The sequence below is a fragment of the Pectobacterium aquaticum genome, assembly GCF_003382565.3.
Classification (GTDB): Bacteria; Pseudomonadota; Gammaproteobacteria; order Enterobacterales; family Enterobacteriaceae; genus Pectobacterium; species Pectobacterium aquaticum.
In genome coordinates this window covers 509,031-524,351 of record NZ_CP086253.1, presented here as the reverse complement: position 1 = coordinate 524,351, position 15,321 = coordinate 509,031, and the positions used below count along the sequence as shown (strand labels likewise).

15 protein-coding genes are annotated in these 15,321 nt (G+C 47.8%); 6 read left to right on the top strand and 9 right to left on the bottom strand.

Features of this window, described 5'->3' with window-relative positions:
* Nucleotides 1–30: 30 nt before the first annotated feature.
* Both DMB82_RS02465 and DMB82_RS02460 read right to left on the bottom strand, forming a co-directional pair.
* Complete coding sequence (locus DMB82_RS02465; protein ID WP_116164438.1) at nucleotides 31–354, bottom strand: hypothetical protein; 324 nt, start codon at nucleotides 352–354, stop codon at nucleotides 31–33.
* Between the two features lie 82 nt (nucleotides 355–436).
* Nucleotides 437–712, bottom strand: a complete 276-nt coding sequence (locus tag DMB82_RS02460) for a hypothetical protein (protein ID WP_116164440.1) — start codon at nucleotides 710–712, stop codon at nucleotides 437–439.
* Nucleotides 713–1,149: 437 nt separating this feature from the next.
* Between DMB82_RS02460 and DMB82_RS02455 the strand changes: the two genes are divergently transcribed.
* A complete protein-coding gene (locus tag DMB82_RS02455) occupies nucleotides 1,150–1,440 on the top strand; it encodes a chromosome segregation protein ParM (protein ID WP_125176139.1) in 291 nt (96 codons plus the stop codon).
* 7 nt (nucleotides 1,441–1,447) lie between these two features.
* Here DMB82_RS02455 and DMB82_RS02450 read toward each other — a convergent pair whose 3' ends face one another.
* The 4 genes from DMB82_RS02450 to DMB82_RS02435 all read right to left on the bottom strand — a co-directional run bounded on the left by DMB82_RS02450 (nucleotide 1,448) and on the right by DMB82_RS02435 (nucleotide 4,766).
* Complete coding sequence (locus DMB82_RS02450) at nucleotides 1,448–2,338, bottom strand: integrase domain-containing protein (RefSeq protein ID WP_116164442.1); 891 nt, start codon at nucleotides 2,336–2,338, stop codon at nucleotides 1,448–1,450.
* A gap of 1,137 nt (nucleotides 2,339–3,475) precedes the next feature.
* Nucleotides 3,476–3,901: a hypothetical protein gene (locus DMB82_RS02445; protein ID WP_116164444.1), complete on the bottom strand. Its 426-nt coding sequence runs from the start codon at nucleotides 3,899–3,901 to the stop codon at nucleotides 3,476–3,478.
* A gap of 154 nt (nucleotides 3,902–4,055) precedes the next feature.
* The gene (locus tag DMB82_RS02440; protein ID WP_161546677.1) at nucleotides 4,056–4,439 is read right to left on the bottom strand and encodes an FRG domain-containing protein; all 384 of its coding nucleotides are present in this window, start codon (nucleotides 4,437–4,439) and stop codon (nucleotides 4,056–4,058) included.
* Nucleotides 4,440–4,457: 18 nt separating this feature from the next.
* Nucleotides 4,458–4,766: a hypothetical protein gene (locus tag DMB82_RS02435; RefSeq protein ID WP_116164448.1), complete on the bottom strand. Its 309-nt coding sequence runs from the start codon at nucleotides 4,764–4,766 to the stop codon at nucleotides 4,458–4,460.
* A 364-nt stretch (nucleotides 4,767–5,130) separates the two neighbouring features.
* Here DMB82_RS02435 and ppl point away from each other — a divergent pair, with 364 nt between their 5' ends.
* Nucleotides 5,131–7,812, top strand: a complete 2,682-nt coding sequence (gene ppl, locus DMB82_RS02430; RefSeq protein ID WP_116164452.1) for an anti-phage protein Ppl — start codon at nucleotides 5,131–5,133, stop codon at nucleotides 7,810–7,812.
* Between the two features lie 199 nt (nucleotides 7,813–8,011).
* Here the strand turns inward: ppl and DMB82_RS02425 are convergent, their stop codons facing one another.
* Nucleotides 8,012–9,841, bottom strand: coding sequence for a hypothetical protein (locus tag DMB82_RS02425; RefSeq protein ID WP_116164454.1), 1,830 nt, complete (start codon nucleotides 9,839–9,841; stop codon nucleotides 8,012–8,014).
* Between the two features lie 214 nt (nucleotides 9,842–10,055).
* Nucleotides 10,056–10,994 (bottom strand): type II toxin-antitoxin system RelB/DinJ family antitoxin, encoded by a 939-nt coding sequence (locus tag DMB82_RS02420; RefSeq protein WP_116164456.1) that lies wholly within the window; start codon nucleotides 10,992–10,994, stop codon nucleotides 10,056–10,058.
* Nucleotides 10,995–11,309: 315 nt separating this feature from the next.
* Here DMB82_RS02420 and DMB82_RS02415 point away from each other — a divergent pair, with 315 nt between their 5' ends.
* Both DMB82_RS02415 and DMB82_RS02410 read left to right on the top strand, forming a co-directional pair.
* Entirely contained in the window at nucleotides 11,310–12,332 is a 1,023-nt protein-coding gene (locus tag DMB82_RS02415; protein WP_116164458.1) for a hypothetical protein, read from the top strand.
* 10 nt (nucleotides 12,333–12,342) lie between these two features.
* Nucleotides 12,343–12,633, top strand: a complete 291-nt coding sequence (locus DMB82_RS02410; RefSeq protein ID WP_116164460.1) for a korC — start codon at nucleotides 12,343–12,345, stop codon at nucleotides 12,631–12,633.
* On the opposite strand, the gene DMB82_RS20755 is transcribed toward DMB82_RS02410, so the two are convergent.
* A complete protein-coding gene (locus tag DMB82_RS20755) occupies nucleotides 12,623–12,955 on the bottom strand; it encodes a hypothetical protein (protein WP_374190921.1) in 333 nt (110 codons plus the stop codon). The genes DMB82_RS02410 and DMB82_RS20755 overlap by 11 nt on opposite strands.
* 259 nt (nucleotides 12,956–13,214) lie before the next feature.
* Between DMB82_RS20755 and DMB82_RS02400 the strand changes: the two genes are divergently transcribed.
* Nucleotides 13,215–14,624 carry an RES family NAD+ phosphorylase gene (locus tag DMB82_RS02400; protein WP_228400036.1) on the top strand — a complete coding sequence of 470 codons (1,410 nt, stop codon included), beginning with the start codon at nucleotides 13,215–13,217 and terminating at the stop codon, nucleotides 14,622–14,624.
* A 235-nt stretch (nucleotides 14,625–14,859) separates the two neighbouring features.
* Entirely contained in the window at nucleotides 14,860–15,288 is a 429-nt protein-coding gene (locus DMB82_RS02395) for a hypothetical protein (protein WP_116164466.1), read from the top strand.
* Nucleotides 15,289–15,321: the final 33 nt, after the last annotated feature.

Sequence of the window (15,321 nt, the reverse complement as noted above, 5' to 3'; positions counted from 1 at the left end):
GGGGATAAATCCCCGTGTGGGTGTTCTAAGTCACTGGAAGCGGTAACGCAGAGTTGCTAACTGTTTTGCTAGCAGCTGCGCAACCTTGATTGCCTCGTGACGCTGTGGAAACGTATTATCGGCGCAGGCATGAGAGTCGAACTGGTAAGATTCTGAGCCTAACCACCCGGTACAACTTTCTATTTGATAGATCCATTCCGAATCGCTTCGAAAAACCAGCGCACGGAATCTCATATGTCCAGAGCGATTAGGTATCCACTCACCAATAAATGCATCGTTACGCTGTGTGTTTTTCTTCAGCAACGCAGACAGACGCTCAGTAAAATTACTCGTACGACGTAAGACCATTTGCATGATGTTCTCCTGATAAAACGGGAGAACATCCACCCAGACGGGAAGATATTTTTCCCGTTGGGTTGCTGGCTTAAAGTCGGTGTTAGAAAGAGTCTTCCGGATATGCTTGTTCTGTCGAAACCGTAACAGGTTCAACAGCAGTATCCATCGGTTCATCTTGCTGAGGCTTATGCTGAAAACCGCCGAGTCTGCTCAAATAAAAAAAGCAGAAGACGATGACAGCACTTCCCCAGATGAGTAACAGCTGAAGGAAACTGTAGGTCTTATAAACATGCTGCCGCGTTTTCACTTTTTTCTTCAGTGAAAGCAACAACTGACCTGCACAGTATCCATCACGATAGGCAGTAGAAGAGTTCATTGTGGTTGCTCCAAAATAAAATATTTGGAAAACCACACCCCTGCAATCGGGAAGTAGCTTCCCGGAGGGATTGATTGATGGTTAGTAAAATCGGACCTTCATCACCACGCTCGCAACGTCGTTTAAACTACCTGGTGATATCTGCTTCCAAAGGCTGGCAGATTTACCACACGCAACTGAGCGTGTTCTTCCTTGCAGGCTACAGAAGTGTTCTTTTGTGACTACCCGAAGGCGATCCTCACGAGCCACTAGATCATTGGTGGTCGTCAGAGACGACAGGTTAGCCCGCTCAACATACTTAAAGATGGAATTAAATTCAATATATTCTCAACTATCCCTGAGCCAATTAAATTATTCGTATCAGATACGAATAAAGCATTGAACTGTTTGCGGGAAGAATATTTAATCGTATCTGATACGAATAAGAGGGGGGAAGTATGCGTATTTCAAGAAATCAACGTGATGTCTTGTTTCTACTGTATGCAATTGAGCAGAAAAAAGGCCACCAACATTTTGTAACAGCTACGGCCTTATTCTCTATGATAAGTAGAAATCGTAGTGCGACATTATATCCAAATCATTTAAGAACATCCTGTCATACACTACATAAAAATGGTTTTGTTGAACAGTATAGAGACGAAAAATTAAAACTGTCCTATGCATTAACAGAACAAGGAAGATTGGCAGCGTTGACGATTTACAATGAAACCGCCAAAAATTCTTCTTGAAATTCTCTCACTGAGAAGGATCAACTTTATTATAAACACGTGCAACATAGCGGCCTCGACCATCACCGTGCCCCAAATCCATGGAAGCTAATGCATCAGACTCATCTTTACTAAATCCATTTTTAAGATGTAGCTTTGTTGCATCTTGGGTATAGGAATACCTAAGGCTATGAGGTGCATATTTTCCGACAAGCCCCGCTTCCCTAACAATATTACGATACCGTTCAATTGCTAAATGCAAAGCAGGACGGTTAATCAATCGACCGTTATTTTCGCTCGTAATATGTAATGCATTATTCACTGCATTGATTAGCTTCTCACGTTCAATAATTGTCGTATCTCTGGGCCGCCCTCCTTTCGTGCCATAAACAATTCTAACTTTCTCATCACCATTCTGCAAAGCCTTCTGCCATGTTTTAAGAGATTTAACAGACTGAATAGCTTCCTCTGTCCGTAAGCCAAGAAGACGAGATAACTCCATGGCAGCAGCTGCACCTTTATCAGCAGCACTCACGTTATCTAAAATGCTCTGATATACACTATCTGGGATCGCAACTTTTGAACCGTCACGACTCGCACCAGAAATGCCCAGTGCTTTATTACTCAAATTCTCATTCTCAGGGTCAGCCATAATAGTTTTACCCGCTGCACGGAGGATAGATCGTATTGCTGACATTTCATTTTGCAACGTTCTGATTGAAATTTTCTCTTCCTGACGGCTTCTTATATACATTTCAATATGACGAGGCTTAATATGCTTCGCATCCCTGATTTGCACATTCAAACGTTTTAATCGTTCTGCAAAACGATCGGCTATTTTCATGCGGTCATTAAGTGTTTTAAAACTACCGCCACCATCCCGCGCCAACGTCACAAGATTCTTGTTTAACTTAGCCATACAGTTCTCCAAATCCAATGAAGTGAGTTATGTATTCCGTCCGTGTGAACGGAATACATAACTCACCGGCTCCCTTCTGAAAGAGAGCTAAAATAGATACTTCATCCCCGACGACACGGTTTGATTTTGCGCATCCTGCGTCTCAGCAGACATCTGTGCATCGGGGGCGAAATGTTGAATTGTTGCAAGGCACCCTGGGTGTTACCCATTCGCGGCTTACGCCGGGCTGACTTTCGTCAGTCTACCTCCACACGCCAGTTGTTGCTGGCGTCGCCATCGATGTCGTGCTGATTACCTCCTCTATCTAATTGAAATGTCTTCATGATGATGTCTTTCATACATTCGGACTGTTTGTTAAATGAACGACCATTAAACGGTTAGTAAAACGTCTTTATACGTACTAAAAACCGTTACTACGTGTTGGTCAGATGGTAGAAGAACCGTCTATCGGGCAGTGCGTAAGCTCTGACCGTATACGCGCGCGCGCGTCACTTGGTATTCGCGTTGCTCATGCACAAGTGACGCCGCGCAGCTTCGACCTTCCATTGCGACTCCCGTAAGCGGCCAAATGTACCAAATGGCCTTATACGTGCGTGCAAAGGTCGGACGTCGCTCTAGACGTATTCGTATCTTGAATCGTGCGTAAAACAGAAAACTCCGAACAACATCAAATTGTTGCTGAAGCTATCGGGCTGCTCTCGCTAAGACGAGCCAGTATTTGAGTGGATAAACGGACCTTCATCACCACGCTCGCAACGGCGTTTAGACTACCTGGTGATATCTGCTTCCAAAGGCTGGCAGATTTACCACACGCAACTGAGCGTGTTCTTCCTTGCAGGCTACAGAAGTGTTTACAGCCACCCGAAGGCGATCCTCACAGGCTGACGGATCATTGGTGATCGTCCGAGTGGACGATGGTACAGCGAAAATGATACTAACAACGCAATTCGAGATCGTCAAATAGTTACCCACATACCCACCGACAAAGTCGGCTCGGCACTCGCCGACCGCTTCCGTTCGCCATCGCCTTTGGTGGGCGCTGACTCACTGGCTTATTTGTCCGTGGATATGTGGATATGTGGATATGTGGATAACAATAGAGTTACTATTTTGGGTTATAAAAATCAATAACAAACCTTAATTAAGGTATTTATTTATAATTTTCCCTTTCATGTAATCGGTGAAATTCTGAAGTTCAGGGTAAATAAAATCACGACTAATTCCGTAGCGTTCAAGCTCCTTCCTTATCGCATCCACAAACTGATAACTAATGACTACTTTATAACATGCAGCATTCTGGTCTAGCTGTTCACTCATTTCAATTCCATCAATTGTATTTAGCTCAGAAAAGAAATTTTTTGAAAAAACCGGCTCATCAATAGATGGTGAAAACAACAAAAGACCTTGTTGATTTTTTACTCTCTGGTTAATAGGCAAAGGCTCTATAACCTGAAGCTTATTATTAAAAAGCTCAATTAAAGCATGTGACTGACCATAATTAAAACCATTTTCAAATGCTATTTCCTTCAACTTTAGAAAAATATCATTACGATCACCCCCCAATTAAAACATAAAGACCTTAAGTCTACAGGGTGCATTTTACAACCACATAAAAATAAAGCCCCATTAGAAGATGAGTGAATAAATTCATGTTTTTTTATATTTTCAATCAATTCATCCTTATAAAAAGAAAGAGTAGTATCAACATGATCAATAATTAACTCAAAAAAGCTACCATACGTACTTTTTGCCTCTTGGATTTTTTTAAAAATAACCTACTCGATATTGTTTCAAAACCATCCTTTAATATAAAAACAGAGACATCTTTACCTTCCTCACATTTCTCCGTGGCAAAATAAAGGGAAATAAGGGGGTTTCTGGTAATATCAACCACCCTTGTAGGCAACTGATAATGCTGAGCCATAACATGAAGATCAATATCATTAAGAACATAATCTTTTATTATTTTTGTATCAGAATAAAGAACAAACTTGTCTTTAAAGCTATCAAATAAATCTGCAGCCAATCTACTTCGAGAAACTTTAAGCCCCCACTCAGGCAGGGCGAGATCTAACTCACTTTGTGTGGTTATTATGCTCAAAATAGATACGATTTCAGTTCAAAGAATGCACGTCAGATACATAATTACCGATTGATAAAAGGTTATTAATATATGGGTATTATCAAATTTCTTGAATTGTATGCGTTTTAAGCAAAGTGGAATCCCGCCCTGCCACTCAGGAGACTTACCGTCGGCCGCATAGGGCCGGATATCACTATCATTGAGTAAGCGACTCAACGAAGAATCAATACCCCAAGATGCATCTGATTGCCCTCTAAAATAAAGTTGTGCATCATTACTCTTCTTAGATATTTCATTAATTATTTTTAGAAAATCGCCAACACACTCTATAGGTAGTTTTGACATACCTTAACTCCTCTTTTTGTTCTAATTTCCCTTCTCGTAGCCCGGAAGCGCATTCGCGCCGCTCACAATGAATACATATCGTATAACACGTACATATAAAATGTGTAATACGAAGAATACCATCGGATTGTCATTCTCTGCCAAGCGATTTAGGTGCGGAGCTATAGGCCGCAGCCAGCGAGAAGCTACAGCTTGCGTGGGAGCCCCAAATATTACCAACTGCTTTGATGGTGTGTGGGGGGATATCCAGGGGCTGAGGCTGAGGGAACATAATAACCTGAGACTTTATGACGAAATGTTTCAGCACTTACATATGAATGCATCTATAGTTGAGGGACTGCTGGAATGACATGGGAATGGAACAATGACGGTAGGATCACGCTGGTACAAATTTGATTTTCATAATCATACCCCGGCCTCAGATGATTACAGAGTTCCGAATATTACCCCCCGAGAGTGGCTTCTTGCTTACATGCGGCAGCAGGTCGACTGCGTTATCATCAGCGATCATAATAGTGGATCCTGGATTGACACGTTAAAAAATGAGCTGGCTCAAATGTCTCAGGATGCCAGTACCAGCGATCTTCCTGACTTTCGGCCATTGACGCTTTTCCCTGGAGTGGAGCTGACGGCAACCGGAAACGTCCATATCCTAGCGGTGCTGCACACGCACAGTACCAGTACCGATGTCGAAAGACTTCTGGCCCAGTGCAACAACAACTCCCCCATTCCGCGTGATGCCCTTAATCACCAGCTTGTGCTTCAGTTGGGACCTGCAGGCATCATCAGTAATATCCGCCGTAATCCAGAGGCTATCTGTATTCTTGCACACATTGATGCGGCCAAAGGCGCCCTGCAAAGCCTGACTAATCAGGAAGAGCTGAACGCGGCCTTTGAGGCAAATCCCCACGCTGTCGAGATTCGGCATAGGGTCGAGGACATTACCGACGGTACTCATCGAAGGCTGATTGAAAACTTGCCGAAACTCCGGGGCTCCGATGCGCACCATCCTGAACAAGCTGGCATTCGTACCTGCTGGCTGAAGATGTCGTCTCCTGACTTTGACGGCCTCAGGCATGCACTGCTGGATTCGGAAAACTGCGTGCTCTTCGATCAGCCCCCACCAAAGGAACCGGCTTTGCATTTGCGCAGCCTGAAGTTCAGAACCCGTCACTGTCGACCTGCGGATCAGGACGCGGCATTAGTGGAATTCAGTCCGTTTTATAACGCCGTTATTGGCTCCCGGGGTAGCGGTAAGTCCACGCTCATCGAAAGTATTCGTCTTGCGATGCGCAAGACCGAGGGACTGACTACAGTCCAGAGTCGAAATTTGAACCAGTTCAGTGAGTCCGGAATGGTAGAGGATTCCTTCATCGAATGTGTGTTCCGCAAAGAGGGTACAGATTTCAGACTCAGTTGGCGACCTGGTGGTAACCATGAACTATATACCCTCAGCGACGGTGAGTGGGTATCTGACAGCCACTGGTCGGCCGATCGTTTTCCACTCTCGATCTACAGCCAGAAAATGCTCTATGAGCTGGCGTCGGACACTGGCGCATTTCTGCGTGTCTGTGACGATAGTCCGGTGGTGAACAAACGGGCGTGGAAAGAGAGCTGGGATCAACTGGAAAGGGGATATCTGAATGAACAAATCACACTGCGGGGCCTTCGTGCCAAGCAGGTGAGTGCGGGCTCGCTGCTGGGGGAATTATCCGATGCTAAGCGTGCCGTCAGCCAATTGCAGTCAAGCGCCTATTACCCAGTCTGCAGCCAGCTGGCCCTGGCCAGGGGCGAACTCTCTGCGGCAACCTTACCCTTGGAACACTATGAGCGGCATATTGCAGCCCTTCAGGCTCTGGCGGCAGAAACGCAGCAAATACCCATTACCCCGCCGGAGCCTTCCGACGCACTGACGGAATTTATGGTGCGCCTGTCGTATGTTCAACAGCAGTGCGATCAACGGCTCAACGCTCTCCTGTCAGAATGTGCTGCAGAGCTCGGCGACATCAGGAAAGAACAAGCTTTCACTGCTCTCGGAACAGCAGTGAGTGGCCAGGAAGCTGTAGTAGAAAGTGAAGCTGTTGCCCTGCGGGCTCAGGGACTGGATCCTAATGTCCTCAACGTACTGATGGCGCGCTGTGAGTCGCTGCAAAATGAGTTGATAAATTACGAGGGCCTTGACGGGGCGATCTCTGCCTCAGTTGCACGGTCTGAGCAGTTGCTGGCTGAAATGCGTGCCCACCGAATGGCACTGACAAATAATCGGAAAGCGTTTCTGTCTTCCCTGTCGCTTAGCGCTCTGGAAATCAAAATCCTTCCCCTTTGTGCACCGCATGAAGACATTGTATCGGGTTACCAGGCAGTAACCGGGATCGGTAACTTTGGCGAACGTATCTACGATAACGGAGACGGGAGTGGACTATTGCACAACTTTGTCAGCCAGCGTCCATTCAGCCCGTTGCCTGCTGCGACAGAGAATAAATACAGGGCGCTGGACGAGCTGAAAGCGCTGCATCAGAATATCCGCCAAGAAGCTCCAGGGGCGGGCGCAGGACTGCACGGTGCTTTCCGGAATCGACTCAGAAGTCTGAATGACCAGCAGATGGATGCGCTGCAATGCTGGTATCCCGATGACGGCATCCACATCCGATACCGGGCACCAGGGGGGCAGATGGAAGATATTTCCTCTGCCTCTCCAGGACAAAAGGGCGCGAGCATGTTGCAGTTCCTTTTATCATATGGCACCGATCCGCTTCTGTTGGATCAACCCGAGGATGACCTAGACTGTCTAATGCTGAGCATGAGCGTGATCCCTGCCATTATGTTGAACAAGAAACGTCGGCAGCTAATTATCGTATCGCACTCTGCCCCTATCGTGGTTAACGGCGATGCAGAATACGTTATCAGTATGCAGCACGATCGGGCTGGCCTGTATCCGGGACTCTGCGGTGCACTACAGGAAGCGCCGCTGAAGGCACTGATATGCCGGCAAATGGAGGGAGGGGAAAAAGCGTTCCGTTCGCGGTATGAACGTATTCTTAGCTGAAGGATAAAGTCGCCCTTATGGCACCCGCGACCGAAGAGCGGTACCCACGCGCCACTGAGGTTCTGACAGCCAGAACATCCGAATGAATGATGCAGAGATCAAACTGCGGCCTCTGCGTCTTTTCCAGTATCGCGGCTCGGTTCGGTCTTACCAGCGGCTTCTACCCGGCCGTTGATCACACCACCAGTATGCCTGCGTATCAGTGATGTGCATTCAGCCACGCAATCAGACGGGTGTCGCTACGGGATATCGTCCCCTCATTCAGTTGTTTCTCAATGGCTGCGACTGCTTTCTTTTCAGTGATCCCATAAAAAGGATTCAATTCCCTGAAAACCGACTCAGCTGTGAACTGGCACCGAGTAAATGCTTCCTCAGCGGTACTGACTGTAGGGTGGATCACCACAATATTAAACAACGCGCTAATGGTTGCCCGCAGATAGTGTTCAAGGTTTACCGTCAGTAGATCAATGTGTGGGCTGGTACCCGCGTTGTGCACAATGGTGTTTCTCAGCATGTACAGGCGGTGAAGATGCCGGGTGACTTTCTCGGCATGCTGCTCCAATTTATCCGCCATTTTGTCGGGGGACACGCAGATCCCCGCAAGCTTCTGCACCCTGTACATGACATAGGGGTAGCGCTGCAAATCGACCTGCAGTTCACGGGCACGGCCCGCATCTTTCAGAAGTGCGTAAAGCTGGCCCAGCGGAAGTGAGGCAACTTCCTCTGCGCGTAAGGGGTGAGCCGGCTCCCGCAGGATAAATCGGAGCACCTGGCGCAGCGAAAACAGCTGTTTAACAATATAATCCAGCACCATACAGGGGACCACAACGCTGATGACATGCTGTTCATGTGACGGCGTGCCGGGCGCCACCCCTAAGGTTAATGATTCAAGTGCAGACCAGTAAGCGGTGAAACGGCTCTCCAGGACCTGACTCTCAATACCATTACGGAAAAACCGAAACGCGGAGCTGATTTTTTTACGGGACACGTCCGGTGTATCAGTAAACAGCCGATCCATCGCAACCATAAAGCGCGCAAATTCCTCGTCCGTTAACCGGTCCGCATTTGCCTCGATTTCATTATCAAAGCGTGCCACTTCTGTTTCTCCCTCCCCCCGAATGATGATGAACGGCTTCTGGACGTTGATATCCCCTTTACCCGCCATGTAGGCAATCACATCCAGTGATTCACGGAGCATCTGGCCGGCCATATTACGCGCTGATGTGTCAGACATTGAGCAGACCGGGATGTCGACAGAAAGGGAAAAGCGTGACCGGGCATCATCAAGTGGTCGGAACACACATCCGTTAAACTGCAGCGTGGGTCCCTGCGTGTTAAGCAAGGTGTGCAGTTTCTCACTGGTAATAAACATCCGGACCGTGATGTTCCTGGTCGGAGTTACCAGTTTCTGCCGAAACGAATGAAAGGCGGCTCGGAAACCGTCTGGCTCAGAACTTACATTTCGAAAAATATTGATGTACAGCAGGTAACATTCCGTGAGCGTCATTCCCCGGGTGAGAAGAACACTCATTATTCCGTTTGTGAGCGCATAAATCTCCTGCGCATTGATCTCTTCCAGTTGCTGTTCCGTAAACAGCTCCTGTTCAAGCATCTCAAGGGCCTCGGTGACATATAGAGCCTCGGTGATGTCCGCCAACTGCACACAGAGGCTACAGATGAGACGCTGTCGCTTCTCCACCGGACTGCGCGTGGGATCAACCAACAGATCCCGGTCCAGAAGACTTGTCAGCTGAGCGGGAATGCCGTCAAATGCGGCTCTCCTGAGAACCGGATCGGTCTCGAGCAGCTCGAGCAGTTCAGTGGCCACCCGGAGTCTTTTTTTATCAGCACTAAAACGATCTTCCATGTCGTAAAGAAACAGCAGTTCCCGGATGGTGCTGAGTGTATTGCTGTATCCGACACGATCCGTGTCCGGACTGTTTTTATGGCAGAAGTTGGACCAGCATTCCGTAAAATAGAGCTGACGCTCGGTGAGTGCGTCCCTGCCAAGACGTCGGTCTATACGCATAGGTCTGGAAATCTCTTGTTCATTGCGTTAAAATTCATTTATACCCTATTTAAAGCATCTGCCGCCATGCGGGGGATGTCACCGAAAAAAACGGCTCTCCCTTCCGTCAGTGGCTCAGTCCCGGGAAGGCTCAGGGCCTCATATTCAGGAAGCCACTCTTTACGGGTGGCTTTTTTCTTTCAGAATTCCGACCACACCAGCGGTGGCAAATGGTTCAGGCGACAATGATCTTTGTCAATTCCTGATCCACAAACTTACAGAGCCTGCTGGCCAGCTCGTCAGCTTTGACGGCATTTTTTTCCTCAGCCGTGCCGTTCGAGTATAGGTGGAAGAAGGCGTACCCTTCCACGAACTGGAAGCCGATCTCGATGCCGTGCTTGCCACTCACCGGCGTGCTGTATGGGCTGGCCACATTAAAAATATGAGCCGGTATTTTCGGGAACGCAAAGCCCTGCCAGTTCAGTGCCGCGGGCAAGGGCTGCCCTTTGCGGCCGGGTTTCAGCATCGCGCGGATCTGCCAGGTACCATACTGGTATCCCTCCGGCTGGTAAACCTCGACCGTACAGTGTGTACCCTCATGGGTACAGGACGCAATCACGCCCCCGGACTGGTGGAGACCTATCTCGGTCATGCGTTTTTCAGCCCTTTCCAGTGCTTCAGCAAAGACTTTTTCTTTTTTCAGAAACAGGGTTTGTCCATAGCGGTTCGGATCATCCTCCAGGATGCTGTGGCAGACAGTCAGCGCCAGGTAGGCTTCGGCGAGCGAAGACTGTACGTAGTGCTGCAGATGTTCACCCGCACGCCCGTTCCCGTCGTACAGACGCATGTTGTCTTTGATCATACCAATATCGATGGCCAGCGCCTGACAGTATTTCTGGCGGGCTTCTTCTGTCAGCGTATCCTCGCTCAGTTGCCGGGCTATTTCCGCCAAGTGTGGCCGGGCAGCCAGCAGACCATCGAGAGTATTCTGCAGCGCCTCTTCTGGCCGATAGACCCGGTTTTCTATCACAAATGGCAAGCGGTCATTCTGGTCGATAAACTGATAGAGCGCGGTGATGACCTGGGTGGCCGAGAACCCCAGTTGCTGAACTTTCGGATCGACGCGTTCTTTCAGCGCCGCATCCAAGCGGGCGTTAATCATGGCTAACGGCATAGTCGTGTTCCTCTTACGGACATTCACCGTAAAGCATTATTGCTTTACATTTTCGCGTAGCATATCTGCTTTACCTTTTATGTAAAGCGTTTTTGCTTTACCATTGTTTTCCCTGAATCTGTAATTATTAGCTGTTACTGTGAAATAAATTGCATTAATCCATTTTCTGGCACAATGCCGTGATTTTGTTGCGTTAAAGGGAATAATCCTTTTCTTCTTCGGAGATCCGAAAAAAGCCATAAGCGGAAATTTTGCGTGGGGAAGGGCTATAAGCTTTAATTACACGACTTTGATTGCACACAGATGGAGATAAGAATGGCCAGCGAATTACACAAGCGGTCTGATATTGAGAGGAAACTTGCTTCCGGAGAGGCTGTTAAGGAACAGCCACGTCAGCCGATCAGGGAGACAAGCACCGGCAGGCTCATTTCCAACCAGCGTGTGCCGGAAATGCTCCCCACCTACCTGATAGCGATGCAGTCGAACACCCTCATCTACAATGATGTTGATGTGGAAGCCTTTCAGTGGGAAGTCCGTCAGCAGGTAACACGGATACTGGACGCCATCAGAGATGAGCGATTTGAAAATGCCGGCATAACCTATCAGCAGTTTATCGATCTGTATGATGGGTGTTTCGAAATGCCATCCGAGGACGAACTCCGTGCGGTGAAACATCATGGAACAAGGCTCTATGCGGTACTGGAGCACCACGGAAACCGTCTATCAACAGAACTGGGTATAAAAAATCTGCCGGATGGGGAGGCGGAACGTCGTTTTAACGCCGTCACCGAGGCCCATATCAATCTGTTTTTCTATATGCTCACACTGAATCTGGCCATCCATAACAAGATTGACAATGTCCAGAAGCAGCTACGAACTAAACTCGGTCTTCTGGAAGAACGGCTCAGAACGCTGCTCAGAGAGTACATCTATGCTGACAGCTGTGGCAACGTGTACCATGGTGAAATAGATAAAAGCAAGACTCTTTATGGCTGGATATTACTTACACAAAATGACCTAGACACTGCCTGGGACATTTACAGTAATGATTTGCACCTGAAAAACAATATGAGTTTTGCCAAGCTGCACAATGAGGTGATGAGCATCTACCACAAGAAATACTCATCTCAAACGCCTGTAGAGCTTCGGTCAGATGCATTCCGGGGGCGTAAGTTATCCGATGACAGAGTAAAAATTGCCCTCCAGTTGTGTCGCTACCTGGAACAGACAGCGCAAATTCGCCAGTATATTGATGAGCTGACACAGGGTAGTGAAAACGACGAGACGGAAGATGCCACTGTGGATGTCAGGTCGCTCCTTATTCCACGGAATTCCTGATAAGGCCACAATGAACGCTGAAAATCAACAGTACCTGTACGGGCTGATCGAGGCCGAAACATTCAACGGGTACACACTGGTCAGCGGAGAACACTGGCAGGCACCCTCAGCACACGAAATCGTTCTGGTTCGGGGGCTGATCCCCCTGACTGACATCCAACTGGCCAACCGGCTGGATGTGGACGAACGCACCATCCGCAAATGGAAATCCGGCCAGACCCGGATGGTGTTCACCACTTGGTGCTGCCTGTGCTGCCTGGCTGGGCTCGGGATGCCGCTCGATAACATTATCAGTGATTGAAGATACGCTTCCAGATGCGTCTAAAAATGAATCGCCTCTGGTATCGCCAGCGTGAGCGATAGATATGGGGAAGGTCGTCATAGTTCTTGAAGAACCAGGTCCAGCCCTGATAGCCCTTCACCACTAATAAAATGAAACCACCCGTTTTAAAAATGCCATAGGCAACCGCCATCAAAAATACAGTCATAGAATTTTCCTTCTCTAAAACTGTATTTAGGAAATGCGGTACGGCCTTAAAGGCCGGTTGATATGAAGATTTTGAAAAAATTTCCCATCCTTGTTTTATTGTCTGATGGGGTTGAATGAGTGCTGTTATTTGCATCACAGGCAATAATCCATTAATCACAGTAATCAATGTTAATTAGTGCTTTTCTGACATTAATCTTTCTCTTCTTTTCCTGAGATCCGCCCCCCCAAAAATCAGAAGCATACTTTCTGGCCAGGCTCAGTCTGATAATATGTCGAGTACTAATTCCCTGCCTGAGATATCCCCCATGTGCAGCAATGAGCCCGATAAGATCTGGATTTGCGCAAACTGTATCAAAGAACCTTTTCTCTGTGCCCATATAGTGGCAGACGGCATGCGGCATACCTGTCATTACTGCGGCAATATACAGTCCTGTTTTACCCTTGCCGTTGTGAGCGAGTTGACTGAACAAGCCCTTGACGCGCATTTTTTTCGTACGTCGGAAGAACCTTCAGATCTGGAATACGCCATGCTTAGACACTCTGAACATGACTGGTGTCGTGATGGGGATCCTATCGTTCAGGTCATTGAAGAGCTGCTGCAGACGTGCCCTGCTGTAGCGCAAGATATTCAACAGGTCCTTGAGGAAAAACACGCAAGCTTCGACCATCATGACTACAGTGGGCAGGAAACCGAATTTGCGGCGGATTCATTTTATAAGGAACGCCGGAAAGTGAGCACCAAACGTCTGGATTCCATGTGGGCAATTTTCGTGGCCTCTCTTAAGAGCGAATCTCGCTATATCAACAACTCTGTCCGGAAAACGCTTGACGGTATTTTTAGCGGGTTGGATAGCTTACAAGTAGACGGGGAACAAACAGTGATCACCGATGCGGGACCAGGTACTGGCGTTACTTTCCTTTACCGTTCCCGATGGAGCCGCAACCAGGATGAACTGGAGAAAATGATGGTAACGCCTGATCGAGAGTTAGGTCCGCCGCCTCACCGGTTCAGTGGTGCAAACCGTATGAGCGCCAAGGGAATTTCTGTTTTTTATGGCGCCAGCTCAGTGGAAACAACCATTTCAGAGATACGTCCACCGGTAGGTTGCGATGTTGTGTGCGCGAAGTTCAGCCTGATCCGTCCACTCAGGTTGCTGAATCTCCCTGCGCTCAAGAGTGTCTTGGACAGTGGCAGCATGCTCGATCCGGATTTTATCCAAAAACGCGAACAGGCAGCTTTTCTGCGGTCGCTGACCAGTCGGCTTGTAACCCCTGTGCTGCCTGGAGATGAGGACTTTAGCTATATCCCGACCCAGGTCATTGCAGAATACCTGGCAGATTCAGCCCAGTTAAACCTTGATGGGATCCTTTATCCGTCAGTACAACTGGCTGGTCCTGTGGCGGATGGCAGCTACAATGTCGTCCTGTTCCACAAGGCTTCCCGTGTGCGCTGGCAGAGGCTTCCGACTCAGAAAGACTGCGGAATCAATTTCGTGTGTCAGTACAATGAAGACGAGTGGGAGCCGGATCTCTGTGTGACAGAGTTTGTGCAGGAAGGGAAAGTTCCTTCCCAACCGGAAGTAGAAGTAAATGAGGATGAACTCCTGCCCCACTTTCAGGATCATCGAGAGCCTGCGCTGGAAGTTGACCTGCCTTCGGTCAGTGTTCATCACATCAGAGCCGCCCGCTTTGAATATTCCAGTGACTCAGTCAGGCGGGAGAGGTGCCATGTCAAATCCTTACCTGTTCCTGATCAATCGCCATGGGATATCGGTGTTGATCCGGATGATACTCCGTTCTGACTACACTAAAAATTCACCTAAACAAAGTGTTGCAGGCGTTGATGGGGAACAAGTCCATCAGTTCAACGGAAGTGAGGTGCAGTTTCAGATGCCGGCAGTGATGCGGTCACGTTACTGAAAAATATCAACGCAGGAATTAATAAAAGGTAACTTAATCCCTTTTAATTTGATGGATTTGCGTCCTTCACTAGACTAAAATGTAACCATGAGATATTCCATTGAGAAGGATATTCAGATGCAAAGCACAGCAAAGAACCAAGCCTATAAGCGTGGACTTAAAGCTGCAGGTATCTGGAAGGGTACCAGAAACCGCCTGAAACAATTGGATATGGCATGCGTAAGATGGGCGACCAAAAACCATTTACCCAAGCTGATAGGTCACATTCCTGTTGTCGCAGGACTCGTGTTGTTTGTATCTGGAATACTACTAGGAAGTGCAATCCTTTCAGTTGTTCTACTGTTTGCTGCGGGCTTGGCATCGATTCTCTGTGGAAACATCTCCAATAAGGCAGCGGAACAAAACCATAGCACAGATGGATTTGTTGGCCTTTCGACATTCGAGTCATCGAAAGAAACTGACTACTTTGATTTAAGCCATCCCCATAATGACCCCCATTATCACGGATGTCCTTACGGTGATGATGTTAAAAACTATAATCAATAATTATAGAAACAACTTTAGAACTAAAGGGGAGCT

Excerpts from the sequence above, each read along its gene's own strand:
- DMB82_RS02465 (WP_116164438.1), bottom strand. The coding sequence starts at position 354 with ATGCAAATGGTCTTACGTCGTACGAGTAATTTTACTGAGCGTCTGTCT.
- DMB82_RS02460 (WP_116164440.1), bottom strand. The coding sequence starts at position 712 with ATGAACTCTTCTACTGCCTATCGTGATGGATACTGTGCAGGTCAGTTG.
- DMB82_RS02455 (WP_125176139.1), top strand. The coding sequence starts at position 1,150 with ATGCGTATTTCAAGAAATCAACGTGATGTCTTGTTTCTACTGTATGCA.
- DMB82_RS02450 (WP_116164442.1), bottom strand. The coding sequence starts at position 2,338 with ATGGCTAAGTTAAACAAGAATCTTGTGACGTTGGCGCGGGATGGTGGC.
- DMB82_RS02435 (WP_116164448.1), bottom strand. The coding sequence starts at position 4,766 with ATGTCAAAACTACCTATAGAGTGTGTTGGCGATTTTCTAAAAATAATT.
- ppl (WP_116164452.1), top strand. The coding sequence starts at position 5,131 with ATGACGGTAGGATCACGCTGGTACAAATTTGATTTTCATAATCATACC.
- DMB82_RS02425 (WP_116164454.1), bottom strand. The coding sequence starts at position 9,841 with ATGCGTATAGACCGACGTCTTGGCAGGGACGCACTCACCGAGCGTCAG.
- DMB82_RS02420 (WP_116164456.1), bottom strand. The coding sequence starts at position 10,994 with ATGCCGTTAGCCATGATTAACGCCCGCTTGGATGCGGCGCTGAAAGAA.
- DMB82_RS02415 (WP_116164458.1), top strand. The coding sequence starts at position 11,310 with ATGGCCAGCGAATTACACAAGCGGTCTGATATTGAGAGGAAACTTGCT.
- DMB82_RS02410 (WP_116164460.1), top strand. The coding sequence starts at position 12,343 with ATGAACGCTGAAAATCAACAGTACCTGTACGGGCTGATCGAGGCCGAA.
- DMB82_RS20755 (WP_374190921.1), bottom strand. The coding sequence starts at position 12,955 with ATGCAAATAACAGCACTCATTCAACCCCATCAGACAATAAAACAAGGA.
- DMB82_RS02400 (WP_228400036.1), top strand. The coding sequence starts at position 13,215 with ATGCGGCATACCTGTCATTACTGCGGCAATATACAGTCCTGTTTTACC.
- DMB82_RS02395 (WP_116164466.1), top strand. The coding sequence starts at position 14,860 with ATGCAAAGCACAGCAAAGAACCAAGCCTATAAGCGTGGACTTAAAGCT.